At 68.3% G+C, this 21,930-nt stretch carries 19 protein-coding genes, 2 tRNA genes and 2 riboswitches; of the genes, 8 read left to right on the top strand and 13 right to left on the bottom strand.

Annotation, left to right across the window (positions count from 1 at the left end; translation table 11 throughout):
- Positions 1-27: 27 nt before the first annotated feature.
- From sigI to GPX89_RS01705, 3 genes are all read right to left on the bottom strand, one after another.
- A complete protein-coding gene (gene sigI, locus GPX89_RS01715; RefSeq protein WP_157354725.1) occupies positions 28-891 on the bottom strand; it encodes an RNA polymerase sigma factor SigI in 864 nt (287 codons plus the stop codon).
- Positions 892-986: 95 nt separating this feature from the next.
- The gene (locus GPX89_RS01710) at positions 987-1,751 is read right to left on the bottom strand and encodes an SDR family NAD(P)-dependent oxidoreductase (protein ID WP_157354724.1); all 765 of its coding nucleotides are present in this window, start codon (positions 1,749-1,751) and stop codon (positions 987-989) included.
- A 42-nt stretch (positions 1,752-1,793) separates the two neighbouring features.
- Positions 1,794-2,414, bottom strand: coding sequence for a DUF4386 domain-containing protein (locus GPX89_RS01705; protein ID WP_157354723.1), 621 nt, complete (start codon positions 2,412-2,414; stop codon positions 1,794-1,796).
- 105 nt (positions 2,415-2,519) lie between these two features.
- Between GPX89_RS01705 and GPX89_RS01700 the strand changes: the two genes are divergently transcribed.
- The gene (locus GPX89_RS01700; protein ID WP_157354722.1) at positions 2,520-3,011 is read left to right on the top strand and encodes a MarR family winged helix-turn-helix transcriptional regulator; all 492 of its coding nucleotides are present in this window, start codon (positions 2,520-2,522) and stop codon (positions 3,009-3,011) included.
- 11 nt (positions 3,012-3,022) lie between these two features.
- Here GPX89_RS01700 and GPX89_RS01695 read toward each other — a convergent pair whose 3' ends face one another.
- Positions 3,023-3,460, bottom strand: a complete 438-nt coding sequence (locus GPX89_RS01695; protein WP_328601414.1) for a helix-turn-helix domain-containing protein — start codon at positions 3,458-3,460, stop codon at positions 3,023-3,025.
- Between the two features lie 86 nt (positions 3,461-3,546).
- On the opposite strand from GPX89_RS01695, the gene GPX89_RS01690 reads away from it, so the two are divergent.
- The gene (locus GPX89_RS01690; RefSeq protein WP_157354721.1) at positions 3,547-4,386 is read left to right on the top strand and encodes a class I SAM-dependent methyltransferase; all 840 of its coding nucleotides are present in this window, start codon (positions 3,547-3,549) and stop codon (positions 4,384-4,386) included.
- Positions 4,387-5,251: 865 nt separating this feature from the next.
- Here the strand turns inward: GPX89_RS01690 and GPX89_RS01685 are convergent.
- The gene (locus GPX89_RS01685) at positions 5,252-5,773 is read right to left on the bottom strand and encodes a sigma factor-like helix-turn-helix DNA-binding protein (protein WP_157354720.1); all 522 of its coding nucleotides are present in this window, start codon (positions 5,771-5,773) and stop codon (positions 5,252-5,254) included.
- Positions 5,774-5,814: 41 nt separating this feature from the next.
- A riboswitch (glycine riboswitch) is annotated at positions 5,815-5,909 on the bottom strand.
- Positions 5,910-5,997: riboswitch (glycine riboswitch) on the bottom strand. It abuts the riboswitch before it with no gap.
- A gap of 108 nt (positions 5,998-6,105) precedes the next feature.
- Complete coding sequence (locus GPX89_RS01680) at positions 6,106-6,840, bottom strand: hypothetical protein (protein ID WP_157354719.1); 735 nt, start codon at positions 6,838-6,840, stop codon at positions 6,106-6,108.
- An 82-nt stretch (positions 6,841-6,922) separates the two neighbouring features.
- Between GPX89_RS01680 and GPX89_RS01675 the strand changes: the two genes are divergently transcribed.
- A complete protein-coding gene (locus GPX89_RS01675; protein WP_328601413.1) occupies positions 6,923-7,570 on the top strand; it encodes a cyclase family protein in 648 nt (215 codons plus the stop codon).
- A 115-nt stretch (positions 7,571-7,685) separates the two neighbouring features.
- Entirely contained in the window at positions 7,686-8,108 is a 423-nt protein-coding gene (locus tag GPX89_RS01670; RefSeq protein WP_157354717.1) for a hypothetical protein, read from the top strand.
- Positions 8,109-8,189: 81 nt separating this feature from the next.
- Here GPX89_RS01670 and GPX89_RS01665 read toward each other — a convergent pair whose 3' ends face one another.
- The gene (locus GPX89_RS01665) at positions 8,190-9,398 is read right to left on the bottom strand and encodes a L,D-transpeptidase (RefSeq protein ID WP_157354716.1); all 1,209 of its coding nucleotides are present in this window, start codon (positions 9,396-9,398) and stop codon (positions 8,190-8,192) included.
- 216 nt (positions 9,399-9,614) lie between these two features.
- Here GPX89_RS01665 and GPX89_RS01660 point away from each other — a divergent pair.
- Both GPX89_RS01660 and GPX89_RS01655 read left to right on the top strand, forming a co-directional pair.
- Positions 9,615-9,687, top strand: a tRNA-Lys gene (locus GPX89_RS01660).
- Between the two features lie 88 nt (positions 9,688-9,775).
- Complete coding sequence (locus tag GPX89_RS01655) at positions 9,776-10,387, top strand: hypothetical protein (protein ID WP_157354715.1); 612 nt, start codon at positions 9,776-9,778, stop codon at positions 10,385-10,387.
- Here GPX89_RS01655 and GPX89_RS01650 read toward each other — a convergent pair.
- Positions 10,360-10,665, bottom strand: a complete 306-nt coding sequence (locus GPX89_RS01650; protein WP_157354714.1) for a hypothetical protein — start codon at positions 10,663-10,665, stop codon at positions 10,360-10,362. The genes GPX89_RS01655 and GPX89_RS01650 overlap by 28 nt on opposite strands.
- A 170-nt stretch (positions 10,666-10,835) precedes the next feature.
- Between GPX89_RS01650 and GPX89_RS01645 the strand changes: the two genes are divergently transcribed.
- Both GPX89_RS01645 and GPX89_RS01640 read left to right on the top strand, forming a co-directional pair.
- Positions 10,836-16,304 (top strand): ATP-binding protein, encoded by a 5,469-nt coding sequence (locus GPX89_RS01645; protein WP_328601412.1) that lies wholly within the window; start codon positions 10,836-10,838, stop codon positions 16,302-16,304.
- Between the two features lie 122 nt (positions 16,305-16,426).
- Positions 16,427-16,502: transfer RNA gene (locus GPX89_RS01640), tRNA-Lys, on the top strand.
- A gap of 68 nt (positions 16,503-16,570) precedes the next feature.
- On the opposite strand, the gene GPX89_RS01635 is transcribed toward GPX89_RS01640, so the two are convergent.
- The 5 genes from GPX89_RS01635 to GPX89_RS01615 all read right to left on the bottom strand — a co-directional run bounded on the left by GPX89_RS01635 (position 16,571) and on the right by GPX89_RS01615 (position 21,785).
- Positions 16,571-16,948 carry a hypothetical protein gene (locus tag GPX89_RS01635; protein WP_157354713.1) on the bottom strand — a complete coding sequence of 126 codons (378 nt, stop codon included), beginning with the start codon at positions 16,946-16,948 and terminating at the stop codon, positions 16,571-16,573.
- Positions 16,949-16,996: 48 nt separating this feature from the next.
- Positions 16,997-18,322: a hypothetical protein gene (locus GPX89_RS01630; RefSeq protein ID WP_157354712.1), complete on the bottom strand. Its 1,326-nt coding sequence runs from the start codon at positions 18,320-18,322 to the stop codon at positions 16,997-16,999.
- Positions 18,323-18,574: 252 nt separating this feature from the next.
- Positions 18,575-20,116 carry a hypothetical protein gene (locus GPX89_RS01625; protein ID WP_157354711.1) on the bottom strand — a complete coding sequence of 514 codons (1,542 nt, stop codon included), beginning with the start codon at positions 20,114-20,116 and terminating at the stop codon, positions 18,575-18,577.
- Positions 20,117-20,124: 8 nt separating this feature from the next.
- Positions 20,125-21,102 (bottom strand): protein phosphatase 2C domain-containing protein, encoded by a 978-nt coding sequence (locus tag GPX89_RS01620; protein WP_157354710.1) that lies wholly within the window; start codon positions 21,100-21,102, stop codon positions 20,125-20,127.
- 2 nt (positions 21,103-21,104) lie between these two features.
- Positions 21,105-21,785: a vWA domain-containing protein gene (locus tag GPX89_RS01615; protein ID WP_157354709.1), complete on the bottom strand. Its 681-nt coding sequence runs from the start codon at positions 21,783-21,785 to the stop codon at positions 21,105-21,107.
- Between the last annotated feature and the right edge of the window lie 145 nt (positions 21,786-21,930).

Genomic DNA, 21,930 nt, shown 5'->3' with positions numbered 1-21,930 from the left:
TTCAAGACGAGACGCCGCTCCGGAAAGTTACGCGTCCACGGTCGCCTCGATACTGAGAATCCGATCCTCGACCACCGTCAGCACCAGCACCCCGAACAGCTCCCGCGCCCGATACGCGAGGATGGCGGGCCGCCCGAACGCCGAATGCGTGACCAGGGTGACCCCGGGCCCGAAGAACGCGATCATATTGGCCGCCACCGTCTCCGGCCCCCGGCTGGTCGGCGCGACGATGGGCGAGCCGGGCCGGAAGTGCGCGATGCCCCACACCTGCGGGTCCAGCACCGCCAGCAGCTCGCCCAGATCCGCACCGCCGCAGGCGGCGATGAACCGCTCGGTCACGGCCCGATGTTCGGCCGCCGCCACCGGACCGCCGGGCCGCCGCGCCTCGGCCACCTTGAGACGCGCCCGCCGCGCCAGCTGCCGACACGTGCCCACGGGCCGCCCCACGGTTTCGGCCACCGCATCGAACGGCAGCCCGAACACGTCGTGCAGGATCAGCACCACCCGTTCGGCGGGTCCGAGCCGCTGCAGCATCCGATAGAGCGCCAGCTGCACCTCTTCGTCGAGGGTGATCCGGTCCACCGGGTCGACGGGTACGGCCTGCGCGACCGGCACCGCGCCCTCCAGCTGTCCCGGATCACCGGCTTGCTCGCGACGCGCTCGCGCACTGCGCAATTCGTCCAGGCACAGGCGGCTGGTCACCACGGTCAGCCAGGCCCGTTCGTCGTTCACCTCGCCGGGCCGCATCCGGGCCAGCCGCGTGAAGGTCTCCTGCGCGGCGTCCTCGGCCTCCCCGATATCGCCCAGCAGCCGGAAGGCCAGATCCACCACGTAGGCGCGATGCCGCCGCCAGGCTCCGGCGACGGGGTCCGGGCGATCTTCGGTGCTCATGACAGATATGACGGGACGGGCGCGCGGAAAGTTACCGGCCCCGGAAACGCCTGTGGCGGTGACCCGTAGGTCACCGCCACTCCGAAGGCCGCCGCTCAGTTGGTGATCCGCCCGCCCGCGACGTCGATGGTGATGCCGGTCAGGTACGACGACGCGTCCGAGGCGAGGAACAGCGCGGCCTCCGCGACGTCGGCGGGCAGCCCCAGCCGCCGCAGCGGATGCGAGGCCGCCACCTGCTGCTGCACCGCCTCGGGCATGTTCGCGGCCACCTTCTCGGTCCGGATCGACGACGGCGCAAGGGCATTCACGCGGACACCCTGCGGGCCGAGCTCGGTCGCCAGGTGGCGGGTCATCATGACGATCCCGGCATTGGCCACCCCGTAGGCGAGATTGGCCAGGCTGGGCTGGCGGCCCGCCGAGGACGCCATGGTGATGATGCTGCCCGCGCCCTGCGCCAGCATCATGGGCAGGAAGGTCTGCACGGTCAGGAACGCCGAGGTCAGATCGGAGTCCAGCACCCGCCGCCACATCTCCTCGGACAGCTCCGGACTCGGTGTCGGATAACCCATTCCGCCCGCGAAGGCACAGAGGATGTCGACCCGGCCGAGTTCCCACTCGACCTGTTGGCGCACCTCGGCGAGCGCGGCGGCGGAGGTGACGTCGGCGACCGCGGCGAGGGCGCTGCCACCGGCGGCGGTGATCTCCCCGACGACCCGGTCCAGCGCCTGCTGGTCGCGCCCGACCACGCAGACCTTGGTCTGCTGGGCGGCGAGCAGGCGGGCGGTCTCCGCGCCGATGCCGCGCGAGCCCCCGGTGAGGACGGCGGTCTTCCCGGCGAGGTCGGAGTAGTTGCTGAGCATGGGAGTGAACCTTTCGATCAGTATTGGGTTTTCGACGACAAGTCAGCGACGGTTCAGGACGACGGCCACGGCGACCAGCCACAGCAGCCCGCCGAAACGAACCACCGGGAGCAGGAATCCGAATCCGGAGATCACCAGTGCCAGCGTGGACAGCGCGGCCACGGCGGCGATCGCGAGACCGCTCCAGATCAGCCAGGTCGGCAGATTCCGTTCCAGCAGAGCCGGAAGCGCGATGCCGAGGGCCAGCAGGCCGAAGCCCGCTGCGAAGGCGGGGCCGCCGGACATGTAGCCGAGATCGGCGACCGTCCGCGCCAAGGCCGGGCCGGCGGAATCGGTGAGCCGTGCGCCGGTCCAGTCGAACAGGGCGCTGAGGGTGAGCCCGCCCGCGGCGAGCGCCGCGCCGATGGTGACGATGGTCGGCCCGCGCATGATCCGCTGAATCAGACCGCCCGCAATGGCAAGTGGCGCGGCCGCCAGCAGCATCAGCAGCGCCCCGGCATCGATGAGACCGACGTGGGAAGTGGTGTAGGCGAGCACCTCCGCGCCGCTGGCATCTGGGTGCGGAGTGCGCGCACTGGTAGCGACGTAGGCGATGGTCAGCGCCGCGAAGGCGATGACGGGGGCGAGAACGGCGGGGCTGGTGCGAGCAGTGGTGGTGCTCATCGCGGTGATCCTCAATCTCGGGGTTGAACCGTGCTTACTGAATAATGATTACAATCTGTAACGATTGTCAAGCGTCTATTATTTTCCCGCTGCTACTATTGCCGCATGGATGCGAAAGAAGACTTCGCGCCGCAGCGCGCCCTGACCGCCGTCGGATTCCTGTTGGCCCAGGTCGGGGCCTATGCCGCCAACCGATTCGCGGAGCGCACGGCCGCTATCGACCTGACGCCCGCCCAGGCCGGACTGCTCCGCCTGCTCATCGCTCAGCCCGGTCGCAGCCAGCGTGAGCTCGCCGACGAACTGGGCATGCCGCCCAGCCGGTTCGTGCAGTTCGCCGACAAGCTCGAGGAACGCGAGCTCATCGAGCGCAAACGCAATCCCGACGACCGGCGACAGCACGCGCTCTACCTGACCGCGCGGGGACGGGCCAAACTCGGTGAATTGGCCGCGGTCGCACGGGAATCCGAGCAGCATCTGTGCCGGTCGCTGACGCCGGAAGAGCACGCTCAGCTCTCCGAGATGCTGGTCCGCATCGCCGCCGACGCGGGGCTGACCCCGGGCGTCCACCCGGGCTACAAATGGAACGAGTCGCTATAAGACCGGATGATTCACGGCATCGTCACCTCGCCGGTGAGGGCCTCGCCGCCGTGCAGGCGGCCTTCGATCACCTCGCGCAGCAGGTGCCGGAAGCTCGGGCACTCCGCGTGGCTCGGGGCCGGGCACGCGGCGGCATGCCGCAGACCGTCCCGCACGGCGGTCAATTGCGCGATGGTGCGGTCCAATTCGTCGGCCTTGCCGAGCAGCAGGGCGCGGTCCACTTTCAGCTCGCCCTGGGGACCGAAGACGAGAACGATCTCCTCGAGCGAGAACCCGGCGACGCGGCCGACCGAGATCAAGGCCAGCTGTTCCAGGACCGATTCGTCGTATTGGCGACGCAGACCGCGCCGACCGGTCGGGCTGATCAGGCCGCGCTCCTCGTAATAGCGCAGCGTCGAGGCCGGAACACCCGATCGACGCACGACTTCCCCGATATCCAGGCTGCTCACGGGATCACCTCGGACCTTGACTTCAAGCCGACTTGAATTGGGACAGTGTAATTCTCCGCCCGTTCACCGACGAAGGACCAGCGCCCATGACGACACCCCTCGACAAGGACCAATCCGCCCGCTGGAACGTCTCCGGCAATGCCTGGGTCGACGCCCAGGACCTCCTCTCGCGGATCATGCGACCGTTCCAGGACCTCCTCGTGCGGGTCGCGCGCGACGCCGACGCCCGCCGGGTACTGGATGTCGGATGCGGTACCGGCGACACCACCTTCGCCGTCGCGTGCGAACTGGGCGCGCACTGCACCGGCGTCGATATCTCCGAGCCGATGCTCGCCGCCGCCCGCGCGCACGCCGAACGAGAAGCCCTGCCAGTCGAATTCATCCACGCCGACGCTCAGACCCACCCCTTCGAACCCGCCGCTCACGACCTGGTCATGTCCCGGTTCGGCGTGATGTTCTTCGCCGACCCGGTCGCCGCCTTCACCAACCTGCGCGCCACCACCCGCCCCGGCGGCGCCCTCGGCTGCCTGGTCTGGCGCGACCTCGCGGAGAACCCCTTCATGACCGCCGCCGAGCGCGCCGCCGCACCGCTGCTGCCCGACCTGGCGCCCCGAATCCCCGGCGCACCTGGCCAATTCGCCCTGGCCGATCGTGACCGAACCGCCGAGATCCTGACAGCGAGCGGCTGGACCGAGATCGACATCCACCCGATCGACGCCGAGTGCACGATGCCCGAATCGGCCCTCCTCGGCTACATCTCACGCATGGGCCCGGTCGGCCTGGCTCTCCTCGAGGCGGACGAACCCCTCCGGAACAAGGTCATCGAAACGATCCGCCCCGCCTTCGACCCGTTCGTCCACGGCGACGAGGTCCGATTCACCGGCGCGTGCTGGATGCTCCACGCCCGCAACCCGGAAACAGACTGACCCCGCGTGGCACACGACGCATCGCAGCGCGGGAGGATGGCGGCCAGCGAAAGCCATTGGGCGACATGAATATTGCCGGATCGCGGGCCGAGCTCGGCGGGATCGGTCTCGGTGCCGACGGTGACGACCACGTCGAGGTCGCGATCGGCGAGGCCCGCCAGCAGCGGAGCGAAGGCCACGGGCTGGTTGAAGATCGGCACGGTGCCCAGGGACAGGTAGACCGTCGGGCGACCGCCGAGCTTATCGGCCCACTCCGGCATTTCGTCGGCGATGGTGCCCGGTACCGCGGGCCGAATGGGCCGCGCGAGGGCGGTGGCGGGCCCGAGATCAGGTTGCAGGCCGCGCGGCACCGGGTCGAGATAGCCGTGCCGGTAGAGACCGGCATACTCGTCCGGCGCGCTGCTCACCGAATCCCAGAGCGGTGCAACCCATTCCGCCATGGCCGCGATGAGCTCCGGTTCGAGCAGCAGACCCGTGCCGTAGGTGATGGCCGGCACCCCTCGTAGCGCGGCCAGCAGCGGCGCGGCCAGATCCACCGGCGCGTGCAGGATCGGGTCGGGTTCGAATTCCTCGGCGAGCAGGCCTTCGACACCAAGGTCGGAGTCTTCCTCGCCGCGGCCGAACAGGGCCGCTACGACGGCCCAAGCCACATCACCCCCGAGCTCGCGGCCAAGGGCGCTCTCGAGCCCGGCCTCACCCCCGCCCGTGCGGCCGACATCGTGTGCGCCCTGACCACCTACGACGTGTACCGCTCCCTGATCGCCGACCACGGCTGGACCGGCCCCAAGCCGAGCGGTTCGTCGCCGAAACCCTCATCGCCGCGCTGCTTTCGGACTCCACGCCCCGCCGCGGCCGGCCGGGTGGGTCAGGCGACGCGGTCCAGCGGCGGGCGGGTGCCGAGGGCGGCGAAGGCGCGGCGGGTTTCGCGGTGGACGGTGCGGACCGGAATATCGAGTGCGACGGCGGTTTCCAGCGGTGACAGGCCGACCGGCACCCGCAGGGTGAGGACTTCGCGCTGCCGGTCGGTCAACGGGCCGAGGAATTGCGGTTCGGGCAGCTCGTAGCGGCACAGCCGGACGGCGCGCAGCGCGCTGGAGTAGGCGAACTCGAGGAAGTCGCGACCGGCGGAGCGGGCCGCGGGCCAGCCGGTGGTGATGGTGGTGCTCAGCTGAGCGGCCAGCTGATCCGAGGCCGGATCCGGGCCCAGGGTGGCGCGGCAGTACGAGGTGACGAATCGGTGGGTGTAGTCCAGGACCGCGGCGAGGGCGGTGCGCCGACCGGCCGCCGCGGCGGTGAGAATGTCCAGTCCGGGGATCGCCGGCGGTCGCGTGGCGACCGACGCGGGCTCGGCGCAGGTGCGGGGCAGGGTCGGGGAATCGACGGGCATGGGAGGTCCTCTGGTCGACCGGGCAGCCGCCCGGTTATCGGATCTCCCCCTCTGTCACGGAACCTGAGAGCTTCGCCGCACGCGCGCGGCTTGCACCGTAGGTGAGGCGCGGGATGCGCCTGCTTTCCAGAGTTGCCTGGTCGAAACGGTACTTGTACCTGAGAGATTCCGGGGAGGTTGCTCCTTCGGTACCCCGGCGACCGGGGTTCTCCCGCCACGACTCATAGCGGCCTGTTTATTTGTTCGCTCCCGCGACAATAGACGACCACCCCGCCCGCCGACATCGATCAGCAACCGATCGGCTTACGAATTGTGGGCGATCTCACCGCGGATCACCGAGCGGACGCCGTGCTGAGCAACCACTGCGCGCGCGGCGTGCGCCGGCGTTCCCGGCGGCTGCCGACCCGGGCGCGCATGGTGTAGGTGTGCGCGGTGTCCTGCGCGGTCAGTTGATGCCACCCGCTGCCGCCGGTGATGTCGAACGCGCCGATGTACCCGCCCGGCAACAGCTGGAACGGCGCGGTGATGTGCTTGCCGTAGTCGAACTGGGTGCTGCCCGCGGTCCGGAAGTTCTCGAACCAGGCCGGAAACACGAAGTCCGACACCGCGACTCCGTCGATCTGATACCCGTACTGATCGGCCTCGCAGGGGTCGGCGACCTCGTAGGCGTAGAGGGTGCCGGTGGTCGAGGTCGTGAACACGTAGGCGGCCAGGTTGATGTCGGGATCGCCGAGCATCTCCAGCAGCTCGTGGCTGGCGGTCACGGTCCACTGCAGTCCGGCATTGGCGTCGCTGCGCGCGAACACCTTTCCCATCGGCAGGCCCTCGCTGGTGAGATCGTGATAGCCCAGCGCCCCGGCCTGGTCCGAATCGTCGGCGACGACCAGCCACCACGAGCCCGGCGCGGGCTGCTGCCCCGTGCCCACGAAGCTCAGATCAGCGTCGCTGCCCCAGATCGGGGCCCAATCCCGGTGCACCTGCGTCTGCAGCACCGGGACCACCGCGGAAACCTGCGCGTCGGTCAGTACGGTACTGCGGTTCAACACGGCAATATGTATGGCAGACATGGCGATTCCCTCATCGTGGTCGGCGTCATTCGATCTTGCTGACTGTCATCATCTCGCGAAACACCCAGGGAGGCAGGCAGAAGTGGGCATTATCGATCTCTCGGTACCGATTCGGTCCGGAATGCCGGTGTATCCCGGCGATCCGGAGGTCACCGTGCGGCCCGCGCTGACGGCGGCCGTCGACGGCGTCAATGTGCTGCACCTGGACATGGGTTCACAGACGGGCACCCACGTGGACGCGCCGCGGCACATCGACGACTCGCTGCCCGCGCTGGACGAATTGCCGCTGGAACGGTTCACCGGCCCGGGCGTCGTCATCGATGCCCGCGAAGTGGGAGCGGGCGGCGCCATCGGACGCGAATTCTTCGAGGGCCGGGTCGCCGCGGGGCAGATCGTGCTGATCGCCACCGGATGGTCCGCGCACTGGGGCACGCACGCGTATCTGAACCATCCGCATCTCACGGTGGCGGCGGCCGAATATCTGGTTGCCGCGGGTGTGCGGACCATCGGCATCGACGCGCTGTCGGTCGATCCGACCCCGGCGGTGGAGATTCCGGTGCATCGAATCATGTGCGGCGCGCATGCCGTCATCGCCGAGAATCTGACCGGGCTGGACCTGGCCCTGACCGCACAATCAGCTGGTCAGCGCATGGAAGTGTCCCTGTTCCCGCTCAACGTGCCTGGGGCGGACGGAGCTCCCGTGCGGGCCGTCGCCTGCACGGGACTGTGAGAGAAACATCAGTGTGTCGCATTTTGCGTCGCAGGTCACGCGATCTTCGTAGACTGCTCACGACATTGGGGGTGTCGGGACCCCCGGCCCACGCTCGATACGAAGGACTCCGCACGTGAATCGTTGTGCCGTAACCACTTTGCTAGCCGTTGCGGCTATCGCGACCGCCGCGCCCATCGCCTCCGCGGAGATCGTCCTCACCGACGCCTCCCAGTCCACCGCCGCGACGACCACCACCACGCCGGGCACCACCACGACGCCGGGCACCACGACGCCGAGCCCCTCCTCCACGACGCCCGCGCCGACCTCCACCGACCCGGCCGCCAACGATCCGATGGAGGCCTCGGTCACCAGCGGCTCCTCCAACTTCACCCTCGGCGGCGCATTCGGTTCCGCCACCACGGGTTCCGCGGGCAAGGGCGGCCCCTGCACCGTGCTCGGCACCGCCTCCGCGCTCGGCGGCTTCGCGGCGCTGGGCTGCGGCGGCCTCAATGGCGGCGGCACCGGAACCGGCACCGGGCCGGGCACCATCGGCTAGATCCGAATCCACATCGAGCACGGGCGAGGGGCACCGGCGATCACGCCGGCGCCCCTCGCCCGTGTCGTCGATCGGACTTCGTCAGCCGCGGTCGGCGTTCCCGGCCTTCCACTGCTCCCACGGAATGTTCCAGTCGCCCAACCCGTCCACACCCGAGAGGGTGCCGCCGACGGTGTTCTTCACGATGGTGATGTCCCCGCGCTTGACGTTGTCGTACACCCACTTGGCATCGGCCGGACTCAGATTGAGGCAGCCGTGGCTGGTGTTGACGTAGCCCTGCTGACCCACCGACCACGGGGCCGAGTGGAAGAAGATGCCCGAGTACGAGATTCGCGTCGCCCAGTCGATGGGTGTCTTGTAGCCGCCCGGCGCGGTCACCGGGACGCCGTAGGTGGACGAGTCCATGATGATGCGGTCGAACTTGTCGCCCACGATGTAGACGCCGTTGTCGGTGGGCGTGGAGTCCTTGCCCATCGAGGTCGGCATGGTCTTGATCACCTCGCCGTTGCGCTCGACCGTCACCATCTTGGTGTTGTCGTCGGCGGTGAAGACGGTGGCGTCGCCGATGGTGAAGCTGGAGTGGATGTCACTGTCGCCGACCAGGCGGTCGCCGAGATCGCGGCCGTAGGTGTCGACCGAGATATCGACCTTGGTGCCCGGGGCCCAGAAGTTCTGTGGCCGCCAACGCACCTCGCGATTGTTGACCCAGTAGAACGCGCCCTCGACCGCGGGCGTGGTCGTGATCTTGATCGCGTCCTGGGCGGCCTTGCGGTCCGGAATGTTCTCGTCGAACTGCACCGCCACCGGCTGACCGATGCCGACCACGTCGTTCTCGGCCGGCAGCAGATACGGGTGGGTCTTGTTGCGCGGCACGATGGTGGTGAAGCTCACGGTCGAATTGGCCGCGCCCGCGAGCCCGATGGCATCGGCGCTCAGCTTGTAGGTGCGCCCGAACCCCAACTGCTCGGTCAACTTCCACGAGGTGCCGTCCGCCGCGAGCTCCCCCGCCACCGGCTTGCCGTCCGGACCGGTGAGCACCACATTCGTGAACTTGCCGTCCTGGACCTTCAAATCCAGCGCACCGGGCGAAACCCCCTGATCGCCGTCCTTGACCGGCGAGATCACCTTCGGTTTCATGAGCTCACCGATCGGGTTGGGATCGATTGCCGCCGTCGAGGATTGGTGCTTCCCGTCCGACGAGCACCCGGCCAGCGCGACCGCCAGCACGGCCACCACCGCCCCGACGCCCAGTAACTTCCCCGACCGACGCCGTCCCCTCGCAACACTCATCGCAACCCCACTTCACGTCTCGGTGCAGACCCTCCACGCCCCATAGGGCTCGCACGAAACATCAGTGATCAACCCGCTCGCGTTAACAACTCTCGACTCCCGGGGAAACCACCAGCTCAGAGGGGCGATTTCACTTTCCGCCATCAACCCTGTTAATGTTCTTTCCGCACCGCAGAGCGGCCGAAGCGAAAGCCCAAGCCCCCGGCGGAGTAACTCGCGCCATTAGCTCAATTGGCAGAGCAGCTGACTCTTAATCAGCGGGTTCGGGGTTCGAGTCCCTGATGGCGCACAACACGAAAGCCCTGACAGTCCAACTGTCAGGGCTTTTTTCGTTCCCGGGCGGATATGCTCGCCCTACGCCCGAGACGGGGGACGACATGACGAATCAACCAGGGTGGCCGAATCAGGAACCGTATCCGGGACCGCCCGGTTACCCGGTGTATCCGAATCCGAACGAGTATCAGCCGTTCGGGGCGGGAGGGCCGACGCCCGGCAAGGGGACGCCACCGCAGACGGTGACCTACGCCTTCTATCTCATGCTGGCGGGCGCCGCGCTCAGCATCATCGGAATGCTGGTCGGGTTCACGCAGATCAATGAGACGCGGCAGAGGGCCGCCGAGGCCAGTCACGGGAATCTCAGCGACCACGACATCGACACCCTCGTCAATGTCGGGCTCGGGGTCGGGGTGGTGGTTTCACTGATCTCCGCCGGCTTGTGGATCTGGATGGCCTTCGCCAGTCGCGCCGGCAAGAACTGGGCCCGCGTGACCGGAACTGTCTTCTTCGGCCTGTACACCCTCAGCATGCTGGCGGAAGCGTTCACGGCCAACGCCACCGCCGTCACGATCGCGTTCTCCGTCCTGACCTGGCTGGTCGGCCTCGCCACCGTGATTCTGCTGTGGATCAAGCAATCCGGCGGCTACTTCCGCCCCGCACCGGTCTACACCCCGTATCCGCCGATCTACCCCGGCGGTCCCGGCAACTTCTGACGCGAGGCCGTCAGTCGCTCGGCGGCGTAGCGGGCGATGGTGCAGGCCTGGCGCGCTCGGGCTTCCGGGTGGGCCGTGTGCTGGTCCAGCGCGAGATGGATGCGCTCGAAGGCCGCCACCGCGTCGACAACATCGCGGCGCAGATTCGCGATGTAATCGATGAGGTCCGCTACTTCGTGCGTCGTGAAGGTCAGGGTCGGATGATCTTCGCCGGTCACGATCGCCTCGGCGGCGGACTCGGCCCAGCGGGAGTGCAGTACGTCGAGAATGTCGGTCACACGTATCGCCTTCCACACAGACGCGCCGTCGGAGAAAGATTTAAACGAATACGTACGAGTAACCCCCTATCGGGGTGGTAGGCGTACGTGGCAACGGTGCAGACTACCCGGGACCGGCAGTCGCAACGTCGCCCGACCGGGCCAATGCAACGCAATGGAGGGAGCAGGCGGTGTTCAGCCGTATTGCCATCGTTAACCGCGGTGAGGCCGCGGTCCGTCTTATTCATGCCGTCCGAGATCTCGCCGCGGAGACTGGACTTCAGATCCAGACGATCGCGCTGCACACCGATGTCGATCGGAACGCGACCTTCGTGCGCGAAGCCGACATCGCCTACGACCTCGGACCGGCATCGGCGCGGCCGTACCTCGATCTGAAGGTGCTCGAGGCCGCGCTCAAGGCGACCAAGGCCGATTCGGCCTGGGTCGGCTGGGGTTTCGTCGCCGAGGATCCGGCCTTCGCGGAGTTGTGCGAGCAGATCGGGGTGACCTTCATCGGTCCGAACCCCGAGGCCATGCGCAAACTGGGTGACAAGATCGGCGCGAAGCTGATCGCCGAAGAGGTCGGCGTGCCCGTCGCGCCGTGGAGCCGCGGCGGGGTCGACACCGTCGAGGACGCGGTGGCGGCCGCCGAGCAGATCGGCTACCCGCTCATGCTGAAGGCGACCGCCGGTGGCGGCGGACGCGGTATCCGCATGATCACCAACGAGGCCGAGCTGGTCGACGCCTACGAGCGCACCCGGCAGGAGGCCGCCCGCGCCTTCGGCAGCGGCGTCGTGTTCCTGGAGCGCCTGGTCACCGGCGCCCGCCACGTCGAGGTCCAGGTGATCGCCGACGGCCAGGGCACCGCGTGGGCGCTGGGCGTGCGCGACTGCTCGGTGCAGCGGCGCAATCAGAAGGTCATCGAGGAATCCGCCTCGCCGGTGCTGCGTCCCGAGCAGGTCGCCGATCTCAAGGCGTCGGCCGAGCGGCTGGCCGTCGCGGTCGGCTACTGCGGCGCGGCGACCGTCGAGTTCCTCTACCACCCCGGTGACGAGCTGTTTGCCTTCCTCGAGGTCAACACCCGACTGCAGGTCGAGCACCCGATCACCGAGGCCACCACCGGTTTCGACCTGGTGCGCGCGCAGCTGATGGTCGCCTCCGGCCACAAGCTCGAGGGCGAGCCGCCGCTGGAGCGCGGCCACGCCATCGAGGCCCGCCTCAATGCCGAGGATCCCGACCGCGACTTCGCGCCCGCCCCGGGCCGCATCGCCCGGCTGGATCTGCCCGCGGGCCCGGGCATCCGCGTCGACACCGGCGTCAGCGAGGGCGACACCATCCCCGCCGATTTCGACTCCATGATCGCGAAGATCATTGCCTACGGCCGCAATCGCGACGAGGCGCTGGGCCGGTTGCGCCGCGCCATGGCCCAGACCCGGGTGGTCATCGAGGGCGGCTCGACCAACAAGAGCTTCGTGCTCGACCTGCTCGATCAGCCCGAGGTCATCGACGGCAGCGCCGACACCGGCTGGATCGACCGCGTCCGCGCGCAGGGCCGGCTGGTCTCGCATCGCCACTCGGCGATCGCGGTGGCCGTGGCCGCCATCGACGCCTACGAAGAAGAGGAGCAGGTCGAGCGCGAGCGGCTGCTGTCCACCGCGGCCGGTGGCCGTCCGCAGGTGCAGCACCAGAGCGGTCGCCCGCACGATCTGAAGCTGCGCGGCGTGAGCTACCGGGTGCGGGTCGCCCGCATCGGAGCGCACCGGTTCCGGATCGGCATCGAGGCCGGTGGCGAAATGCGTGCCGCCGACGTGGATCTCGAGCGTTTCGACCGCCACACCGGGCAGATCGTGGTGAACGGCAGCCGCTTCCGCGTGGTCGCCGGCACCCATGGACCCGTGCACCTGGTCGATGTCGAGGGCGTGACGCACCGCATCAGCCGTGACGAGGGCGGCGTGGTCCGCTCCCCCGCGCCCGCGCTGGTGGTCGCCACCCCGCTCGAGGTCGGCGCCGAGGTCGAGGCGGGCGCTCCGGTGCTCGTGCTCGAGTCCATGAAGATGGAAACGGTGCTGCGCGCGCCGTTCCGGGCCCGGTTGAAGGAGTGCGCGGTCTCGGTCGGCTCCCAGGTGGAGACCGGCGCGCCGCTGCTGCGGCTGGAGCCGCTGGCCGACGACGACGAAGAGGCCGGCGATGCCGCCGCCACCGGCTCGGTCGAACTGGACCTGCCGGGCGTCCCGGCGCCGGCTCGCCCGGCCGAGGCGCTGGCCCGGAGTCTGCAGGACCTGAGCAGCCTGCTGCTCGGCTTCGATGTGGACCCGCACGACGAGCAGCGCGTGCTCGAGGACTACCTGGCCGTGCGCCGGGCGGCCGTGGCCGACAACCGTCGCCCGCTCGCCGAAGAGATCGAACTCATTCAGGTGTTCGCGGATCTCAAGGAGCTCAGCCACAACCGATCGTGGGACGACGACGGGCACGGCCACGTGCACAGCGCCCGCGAGTTCTTCCACGGCTACCTGCAGAGCCTCGATGTCGAGCGGGCCGGACTGCCCGAGTCCTACCGGGCCAAGCTGGCCAAGGCGCTCGCGCATTACGGCGTCACCGAACTGGACCGCTCCCCCGACCTCGAGTCGGCGGTCTTCCGGATCTTCCTGGCCCAGCAGCGGCCCGCCGACACCGCCAATGTGATCACCGCGCTGCTGCGCGAGTGGCTGCTCGAGCCGGGACCCGAACGCGTCCTGCAGGAGCCGGCCGGTCTGGCGCTGGAGCGCCTGGTGACCGCGACCCAGGTGCGTTTCCCGGGTCTGGCCGACCTGGCCCGTGGTGTGGCCTACGCCTGGTACGGGCATCCGCTGCTGGTCCGCAACCGCGCCCGCGTGTACACCAATGTGCGCAAGCACCTGAGTTTCCTGGACGCGCAACCGGATTCGGCCGAGCGCGGCGAGCGGATCGCGGACATGGTGCGGGCCACCGAACCGCTGGTGCGGCTGCTCGGACAGCGGCTGGTGCGCGGCTTCGCGGACAACACCGTCATGCTCGAGGTGCTGACCCGCCGCTACTACGGCAACAAGGACCTCACCAACGTCCGGACCGAGCAGGCCGACGGCCACTCCTTCGTCGTTGCCGAGCGTCGCGGTGTGAACCTGGTATCGGCCGCGGTGAGCTTCGACGAACTCGACACCGTCGTGCGCGGTCTGGCGCAGGTCGCCAAGGGCGCGGCGTCGGTCGAGGCCGACATCTACCTCAGCTGGGAGAAGCAGCCCGAGGACTTCGAGGCGATGGCGGCGGCGCTGCAGGAAAAGCTTGCCGCGCACCCGCTTCCGGATCAGGTGCACCGGATCACGTGCACGGTGGCGGGCAGCGGCGGTGCGGTCATGCACCACCACTTCACCTTCCGTCCCGCGACCACCGGCATGACCGAGGAACGGCTCATCCGCGGTCTGCACCCCTACATCGCCCAGCGCATGCAGATGCGCCGACTGCGCAAGTTCGACCTCACCCGCCTGCCGTCCTCGGACGACGAAGAGGTGTACCTGTTCCGCGCGGTCGCCAAGGAGAACCCGAACGACGACCGGCTCATCGCCTTCGCCCAGGTGCGCGACCTGGCCGCGCTGCGTGAGCAGGACGGGCGACTGCTGGTGCTGCCCACCGCGGAGAGCACCATCGCCACCTGCCTGGACTCGCTGCGGCGGGCGCAGGCCCAGCGGCCGTCGAACAAGCGGTTCAACACCAACCGGATCGTCATGTACATCTGGCCGGTGGTCGATGTCACCCGGTCCGAGTTGGAGACGGTGATCGGCGGGCACGTGCTGCCCATGACCCAGGGCGCGGGACTCGAGGAGATCCTGCTCATCGCGCGGCAGCGCGACCCGGAGACCGGAGAGCTGACCAAGATCGCGGTGCGGATCTCGTTCGACACCACCGGTTCGGTCATCGTGAGCGTCGACGAGCGCACCGACGACCCGGTCGAGCCGCTCGACGAGTACCGGCAGAAGGTGCTGCGCGCCGCCAGCCGCAATACCGTCTACCCGTACGAATTGACCGGGCTGCTCGGCGATTTCACCGAGTACGACCTGGACGAGAACCACGTGCTGGTGCCGGTCGAGCGGCCCAAGGGCCACAACAAGGCCGCGCTGGTGGCCGGTGTGGTCACCACCGCGACCGCGCAGCATCCGGCCGGTATCAAGCGCGTCGCGCTGCTCGGCGATCCGACGAAATCCCTTGGCGCGCTGTCGGAGCCGGAGTGCCGCCGGGTGATCGCGGCGCTGGATCTGGCCGAGCAGCTGCAGGTGCCGCTGGAGTGGTACGCGCTGTCCTCGGGCGCGCGCATCTCCATGCAGTCGGGCACCGAGAACATGGACTGGGTGGCGGCCGCGCTCAAGCGGATCGTCGAGTTCACCCAGGACGGCGGCGAGATCAATATCGTCGTCAACGGCATCAATGTCGGTGCGCAGCCGTACTGGAACGCCGAGGCGACCATGCTCATGCACACCAAGGGCGTGCTGATCATGACCCCGGAATCGGCCATGGTGCTCACCGGCAAGCAGGCGCTGGACTTCTCCGGCGCGGTCTCGGCCGAGGACAACTTCGGCATCGGCGGCTACGACCGCGTCATGGGCCCCAACGGCCAGGCGCAGTACTGGGCCCCGAATCTGCTTGCCGCGCGGGACATCCTGATGGCGCACTACGACTACACCTATGTGGCGCCGGGTGAGTCCGGGCCGCGCCGGGTGCCGTCCAACGACCCGCTGGACCGCGACGTCTCCTCGTTCCCGCACGTGATCGAGGGCAGCGATTTCACCACCGTCGGTGAGATCTTCTCCGCCGCCCACAACCCGGATCGCAAGAAGCCCTTCGACATTCGCACCGTGATGCGCGCGCTGGCCGACCAGGACCACGAGGTGCTGGAACGCTGGGCGGGCATGGCCGACGCCGAGACCTCCGTCGTCTTCGACGCGCGGCTCGGCGGAATCCCGGTGTGCCTGTTGGGCATCGAGTCGCGCAGCGTGCCGCGGCGCGGTTTCCCGGCCACCGACGGCCCGGACACCTACACCGCCGGTACGTTGTTCCCGCAGTCGTCGAAGAAGGCGGCCCGCGCGATCAACGCGGCCAGCGGCAACCGCCCGCTGGTGGTGCTGGCCAACCTGTCCGGCTTCGACGGCTCCCCGGAGTCGATGCGCAAGGTGCAGCTGGAGTACGGCGCCGAAATCGGCCGTGCCATCGTCAATTTCGAGGGCCCGATCGTCTTCTGCGTCATCTCCCGCTACCACGGTGGCGCGTTCGTGGTCTTCTCCAAGGCCCTGAACCCGAACATGACGGTGCTCGCGCTGGAAGGCTCCTTCGCCTCGGTCCTCGGTGGCGCCCCCGCCGCCGCGGTCGTGTTCTCCGGAGAGGTCAACGCCCGCACCGCCGCCGACCCGCGGGTCAAGGACTTCGAGGCCCGCGCGGCCACCGCCTCGGGCACCGACCGCGCGACCCTCACCGCCGAACGCGACGAACTGCGTTCCTCGGTCCGGGCCGAGAAACTCGGTGAGGTAGCCGCCGAGTTCGACCGCGTCCACAACATCCAGCGCGCGGTCCAGGTCGGTTCGGTCGACGCCATCATCAGCGCCGCCGAACTCCGCCCCCGCATCATCGAGGCCATCGAAACCGGCCTCCAGCCCTGACCCCGGCCCCGGCCGACAGCCGACGCCCCGACAGCCCCGCTGTCGGGGCGTCCCCGTTTCCAGCCGATTCGGATTCCGACCCCCACCCCTGCTACTCTGCTCTCCGCACCGCATTCCGGTACGCGCCATTAGCTCAATTGGCAGAGCAGCTGACTCTTAATCAGCGGGTTCGGGGTTCGAGTCCCTGATGGCGCACCACAGAATGGCCTTCGACCTGTTCCGGGTCGAAGGCCATTTTCGTTGGCCATGTTCTTTCGGCCGAGCGCTCAGCCGAACAGGCCGTCGATCGCGGTCTGGATCGCGGTGACGGTGCGGGCCAGCGTGCCGGCCGCGCCGACGGACTTGGCCACGGTGTGCATGAGCGCGGAGAGCATGGTGCGGTTCGGCCGTTCGCGGGTCACCTCGGCCGCGGCATGCTCAACGGTGTCGGCCAGTTCGACGGTGTTCGGGAGCGGTGTCGCGGTGTTGCGGATCTGGTCGGCGAGGTCGATCAGGGCGCGGTGGATCGCCGCCGGTTCGGATGCGACGGTCACCGCCGCGCCGTGGTCGGCGTGGACAATCTGGGCATCCCGGCCCGCCAGCGCCGAACCGGTCATGGTGACGTCGCCGCCGATGTGTACCGCGGAGGACTCGTCTCGCTGCATGAATCATTCCTCTCGCTGAATTGCCTTTTGCTACAGGGGAGTTCGTCGCTATGTACTGCCGGAGAAGGTGGACGAACCGCTCACCGCGGTCGAGCCGCCGAGCGCCGAGTTGGTCATGTGCACGTCGCCGCCGATCGACACGCTGCTGTTGTTGATGATGTGCTCACTGCGCCGCTTCAGCTCGTCGGGGTCGACATTCTTGCTCGACAGAAAGTCGATGAGTGTGTTGAAGATTCGCTTGTCGACGATCTTCATGACCATCTGCTCGTCGAGACTCTGGAAGTAGCGGTGATAGACGACCCCGGTCGAGTCCCCGTTCGCGGCGGCCTCGCGGGGACTGAACAACGCGCCGTGATGGAATCGGGACAGTTCACGAATCAGGCGCCGATCCCGGCGGTCGTTACGCCAGCAGCGGACTCCGGCGAACAGGTGGGTCGAAGCGCCGGGGATGCAGTCCAGCATGGCCTTCGGCAACCGCATCCCGCAGCGCCACCCCAGCCGCACGATCTGACCCACTGTCGGGCGGGCCAGCAGATCGTCGATCGTGTAGAACCCGGGCCGAAACGGCGGCAACACCGTGTAATTCGTCTCGACGAACAGCGAATTGTCGTTCACCACCAGCCGGACGAACGCAGACCACACCAGTTCGCCATCCCAGCAGATGATTTCGGCGGTGAGATAGGGCCGTGCGCGATCCTCCGGCTGCGTCATCAATGCGGAAAGGGTGGCCTGATCCGTCCACGCGACCGGCGCGCCGTACGGGTCGGGGACGAAACGCTGATCGTCGTGTACGTCGGAACCGTTGACCAGCAACCGATCACCTACGCTCAAACCCGGAATGTCGAGCTGGGAGACATCGACGCTCAGCCGGGCGTTCAGCTCCGCCGCGGTGAACGGTACGACCGGCTTGGCCGGATCGCGCGGCTTGGTCGTGTCCAATGCCAGTGACCACCCGGCCCGTATCCAGCCGTGCCCTCCGAACGGGTTGTACCCCCGATAGACCGTCACATTGCCGGTGGCGGCGGCGGATACGCGGGCTATCTGCTGGCGGACCCGGTCGGTCGGGGCGGGCGGCGGCGAGGAGTTGGCGAAATTGTCCTTACGCAGACTGTGCGCGATGGTGCCCCAGGAGGCTATGTACGCCTCCGTGAAGACGGCTGCCCAGGCCAGCACAACCGCGAGCCCGATCAGAGGAATCCACCGCGGAAACCCGTTCAGCCCGGCCAGGGCCAGCCACAGCGCGCCGATCAACGCGCCGTCACGCACCGCCTGCCTGCGGCTCGCCGCGACGGCGTGTAGACAGACTGTCACCTCGTCTACCGCCGGGGAGCGGGTGATGGCCAGCCGGGGCTCCTCGAGGATGCGCTCGATCACGGCGCGAGCCAACTTGCTGTCGAGATGTACTGCGACACAGAGATATCGGGTGGCGGCAGAGGTGCGCGTCGAGACCGATGCGGTGCGTCTGGACGGGGTCGGGGCCGGACCCGCCGCTACCCGGGATGGCGCGGCCGAACCGGCCGGATAACGGGTCGTGGCCCCGGCCGGGGCGCTGCTCGGATTGGTGCTCCAGGTTGACATTTCCCCCTCCGCTCCATGAATTGTTCTGTGGCCGACAGTGTTTCGTGATCAGCAGGCGGTGGGCCCGGTGACCGGGCTGGAATGGTAGATCAGGTATTCACTGCCGGGTTGGCTGAACGTGTACAGCAGATCCCAGTTCACGCAGGTCGCATCCTCCAACCCGCGCGGACCGCGGCCCGCCGCCTGGGTGCTCTGGAAGGTGACTCGCGCGGACGGCCCCGAATCGACCTCGAGCACTTCGATATTGCGGTCGGAAGAGGTAGCCCAGCCGTCCGCGAAGGTGGCCCGATTGCCGCGCAATGACGGGTCCAGCTCGTTGATGGCCGCGTCGTAGTTCCCGCTGTTGATTCCACTGAAATAGGTGTTCAGTGTGGTGGCCACCGCGATCGCGCGCGAATCGCCGGCGAGTGCGGGCGCGAGCTCCACGATGCCCACCAGGCTCACCGGCGCGGGCGTCGTGGTCGTGTACCTGTAGGTCGATGAGAACTCGCGTTGCCCAGCCACCGTCGTGATCGCGGACGTGCCGCCGTCATGGGTGGGATGCGAGCGGGTGGCCAGCAGTACCACCACCAACGCGACGATCACGACGACGGCGACACCGAGCAGGATGGAGCTGAGCGGTAACGGGGCGGGCGCGGGCCCGCCTCCGGTTGGCTGCCGTTGCCATGGCGTCCGCACCAGCGGCGTCTGGACGGGCGGTGGCTTCACGCGAATGGTCGGGATGGTGACGGTGAGCAATTCGGTCCACTGCGACGGGCTGGGCCGTCGCGGCGGTTCCGCCACCAGACTGGCCTGTGCGAGGTTGCCCAGAGTGGGGCTCACCGCGGTGAGCGCCGCCGGATCGGTGCTGGTCTGATTGCGTTCGAACAGCCGAGCCGCGAGCAGTCCCAGCTTGTAGATATCGCCCTGCCTGGTCGCCTTCTCTTCCCCGGAGGGCAGCTGCCAGTCGGGGGTTTCGGCCTGTGGCAGCACGCTCGCGCCGCGCAGCCGCATGGCATCGCAGTCCAGCAGAAAGCAGCCCGCGTCCGGTTTCGTCCGAAACAGCAGATTCTTCGGGGACAGATCGCCGACCACGATGCCCAGCCGATGCAACCGGGACAGCGTCGCCGACAGGTCGGCGAGCAGCGCCAGCCGATCCGAATCGCTGATACTGAGCCCGATTCCGGAGATATAGGCGTCGTCATTGAGCAGGTATTCGAAGTTCGCCAACCGCCGCGAGGTCGACGCGGCGCCGGACAGGCTGCGCAGATCGAACCGGAACGCCTCGGGCACGGCGCGCATCAGAAATCCGCACACCTGGTTCTGGTCCTCCACGACCGCGGCGGGCCACGCCGCCCGTTCGCACAGCCACGCGCCTTCGGTCGCGCTCATGTCGAAGAGCAGATCCACCATCGCGTGCAGCGCCGCAGCATTCAGCGAGGGCAGCAGGGCCGCGTCGTACTCCTTGAACACGACCTCCCAGGCCGGTCCCGGACCGACCGTGAACTTGCGGTTGGTCACCTCGTAGACGGACCCCTGACCGCCCTGGCCCAGCCGCTTCCCGAGTACGAGGGCGCTGCGGTCGACGGTTCGCGTCTGGGCGGAAGTCATTGTGCCCCCTACGGATCACGAGGCCAGACCGCCAGTAGCGTCCGGTCGTCGTCGAAGGTCGCGCGAGAGAAGTCGAGCACGTGCGCCAGCCAGCTCGGGGTCGGCGGTGAGTCGAGATGGCGGGCGAACAGGGTGCCGATCAGACCGTCGCCGTCTCCGAGGGGCAGCCCGAAGCCGTCGGTGCCGACCAGCAACACCTGCGCCGGGGTCAGTTGGCGGGTCACCGTTTCCACCCGCTCCGGTAGGTGCGGCAGCGGGGTGACCGCGGTGGACACCACGTCGAGGGGTTCGTCGGCTCCGGAATCGAACAGGTCGAGATAGCGGCCCGAGGCGCGGTCCAAGATCCAGGCGCTGGAGTCGCCGATCCGGAACAGCTCCGCGACAAGGCCATTCGAGTGCGGCCATACCAGCCCTGCCACCAGCGTGGTCGCGTAGAGTTTGGCGATCTCGGGCGGGGCCGGACTCTCCTCGCGAAGCCGCCAGCTCGCCAGCTTCCGCAGACTTCCCACGCAATACCTCGCCAGTCCGTCGAAATCGGCCCAGCGCGCGTCGGCCGACAGACAGTGCAGCATCCGGCCGACCGCGACCTCGCACACCTTGTGCGCGCCGCGGTGCGCGATGGTCGCGCTGGACACCCCGTCGGCGACCGCGAATACGAGCGACTCACTGGGCGCGTGCAACGCGGCCCGCACCGAATCCTGGCGCGGCTCGGAGTGATAGCGATGTCGCGCTCCGCGCACGGACGCATAGCGCAGGGTGGCCGTCGACGTGGACCAGCCGTCACATTCGGTGTCCGGGAAGTCGAAGCAATCGGGGCCCGTTGGCGGACGCGCCTCGAATACCGGCCCGGCCTCGTCGACCGCGATCGGCTGCCAGGGGTCGGGGGTGGGCGCGATATCGGCCGAGGGCGCGACGGCGGGGACATCGCGGTCATCTGCTTCCGGCGTGATGTCCTCGGCCGGGTTGCGCCGCCGCAGCAGCGACATCGCTAACCTACCTCGTCGATCGCCAAGGTGAACTGGTCCGGCCTGTTGATAACCAGCTGCGGCGTACCAGAATTCAATGCGATACCCGAGGCGACCAGGCTCGCGGTCAAGGCGTGGAAGAATTCCGCGATCGCCTGGCCGATATCCACACCCGGTTTGGCGAGGAATGCGAATTCGGGCCGGGTCGCAACTTCGACCATCGTCATCGGCTCGGCATCGCCGATGCCACACGCGATGATGTTGGGAGCGGCCGCGGTCCGGGACTTGTCGGTCAGCACAGCATGCGGTCCACGCCAGGCGCCGCCATCGGTCGGCTGACCGTCGCTGAGCATGAAGACGACGGGGCGGTGCACTTTGTAGCCCTCCCCGCGCAGCCATTGCACATCGTCGGGGATACGACGTAGCAGATCGTCGAAAACCGCCTGATAGTTGGTCAATCCGCGAATGACAACCTGCGGTAGCGCGGTCTGCACCCGCATATCGGCGATAGCCAGGCGGACCTGGACGTCGTCGGAGAACCCGAGGATGGCCAGCCGCAGTTTGGCGGCGATCATGGGCTCCGCGCGCAAGCCTTCGCACAGTGACACCAGCCCGTTGTACAGGTCGCCCCGGAACGGCCCCATCGAGCCGGATTCGTCGGCCAGCACATAGGCGGGCAGCAATACTCCCTTTACCTCCGGCATGATCCCCCCTTTCGAAATCCCCCTCGGGAGACAGTTCTGCCGAGCGAACCCCGAGGGCCGAAGACCTACTACGGTAGGCCGGTGTTCGAGACCCGTGCGAGCGAATGCAGCAGTGGTCTCGCGGGATTTCCCTTTTCGATGCAAT

The organism is Nocardia terrae (genome assembly GCF_009760405.1).
GTDB classification, from domain to species: domain Bacteria; phylum Actinomycetota; class Actinomycetes; order Mycobacteriales; family Mycobacteriaceae; genus Nocardia; species Nocardia terrae.
This window is presented reverse-complemented; position numbering and strand designations above follow the sequence as displayed.

Excerpts from the sequence above, each read along its gene's own strand:
- GPX89_RS01700 (WP_157354722.1), top strand. The coding sequence starts at position 2,520 with ATGGATGCGAAAGAAGACTTCGCGCCGCAGCGCGCCCTGACCGCCGTC.
- GPX89_RS01705 (WP_157354723.1), bottom strand. The coding sequence starts at position 2,414 with ATGAGCACCACCACTGCTCGCACCAGCCCCGCCGTTCTCGCCCCCGTC.
- sigI (WP_157354725.1), bottom strand. The coding sequence starts at position 891 with ATGAGCACCGAAGATCGCCCGGACCCCGTCGCCGGAGCCTGGCGGCGG.
- GPX89_RS01680 (WP_157354719.1), bottom strand. The coding sequence starts at position 6,840 with ATGTCTGCCATACATATTGCCGTGTTGAACCGCAGTACCGTACTGACC.
- GPX89_RS01690 (WP_157354721.1), top strand. The coding sequence starts at position 3,547 with ATGACGACACCCCTCGACAAGGACCAATCCGCCCGCTGGAACGTCTCC.
- GPX89_RS01710 (WP_157354724.1), bottom strand. The coding sequence starts at position 1,751 with ATGCTCAGCAACTACTCCGACCTCGCCGGGAAGACCGCCGTCCTCACC.
- GPX89_RS01655 (WP_157354715.1), top strand. The coding sequence starts at position 9,776 with ATGACGAATCAACCAGGGTGGCCGAATCAGGAACCGTATCCGGGACCG.
- GPX89_RS01665 (WP_157354716.1), bottom strand. The coding sequence starts at position 9,398 with ATGAGTGTTGCGAGGGGACGGCGTCGGTCGGGGAAGTTACTGGGCGTC.
- GPX89_RS01625 (WP_157354711.1), bottom strand. The coding sequence starts at position 20,116 with ATGACTTCCGCCCAGACGCGAACCGTCGACCGCAGCGCCCTCGTACTC.
- GPX89_RS01685 (WP_157354720.1), bottom strand. The coding sequence starts at position 5,773 with ATGCCCGTCGATTCCCCGACCCTGCCCCGCACCTGCGCCGAGCCCGCG.
- GPX89_RS01615 (WP_157354709.1), bottom strand. The coding sequence starts at position 21,785 with ATGCCGGAGGTAAAGGGAGTATTGCTGCCCGCCTATGTGCTGGCCGAC.
- GPX89_RS01635 (WP_157354713.1), bottom strand. The coding sequence starts at position 16,948 with ATGCAGCGAGACGAGTCCTCCGCGGTACACATCGGCGGCGACGTCACC.
- GPX89_RS01620 (WP_157354710.1), bottom strand. The coding sequence starts at position 21,102 with ATGTCGCTGCTGCGGCGGCGCAACCCGGCCGAGGACATCACGCCGGAA.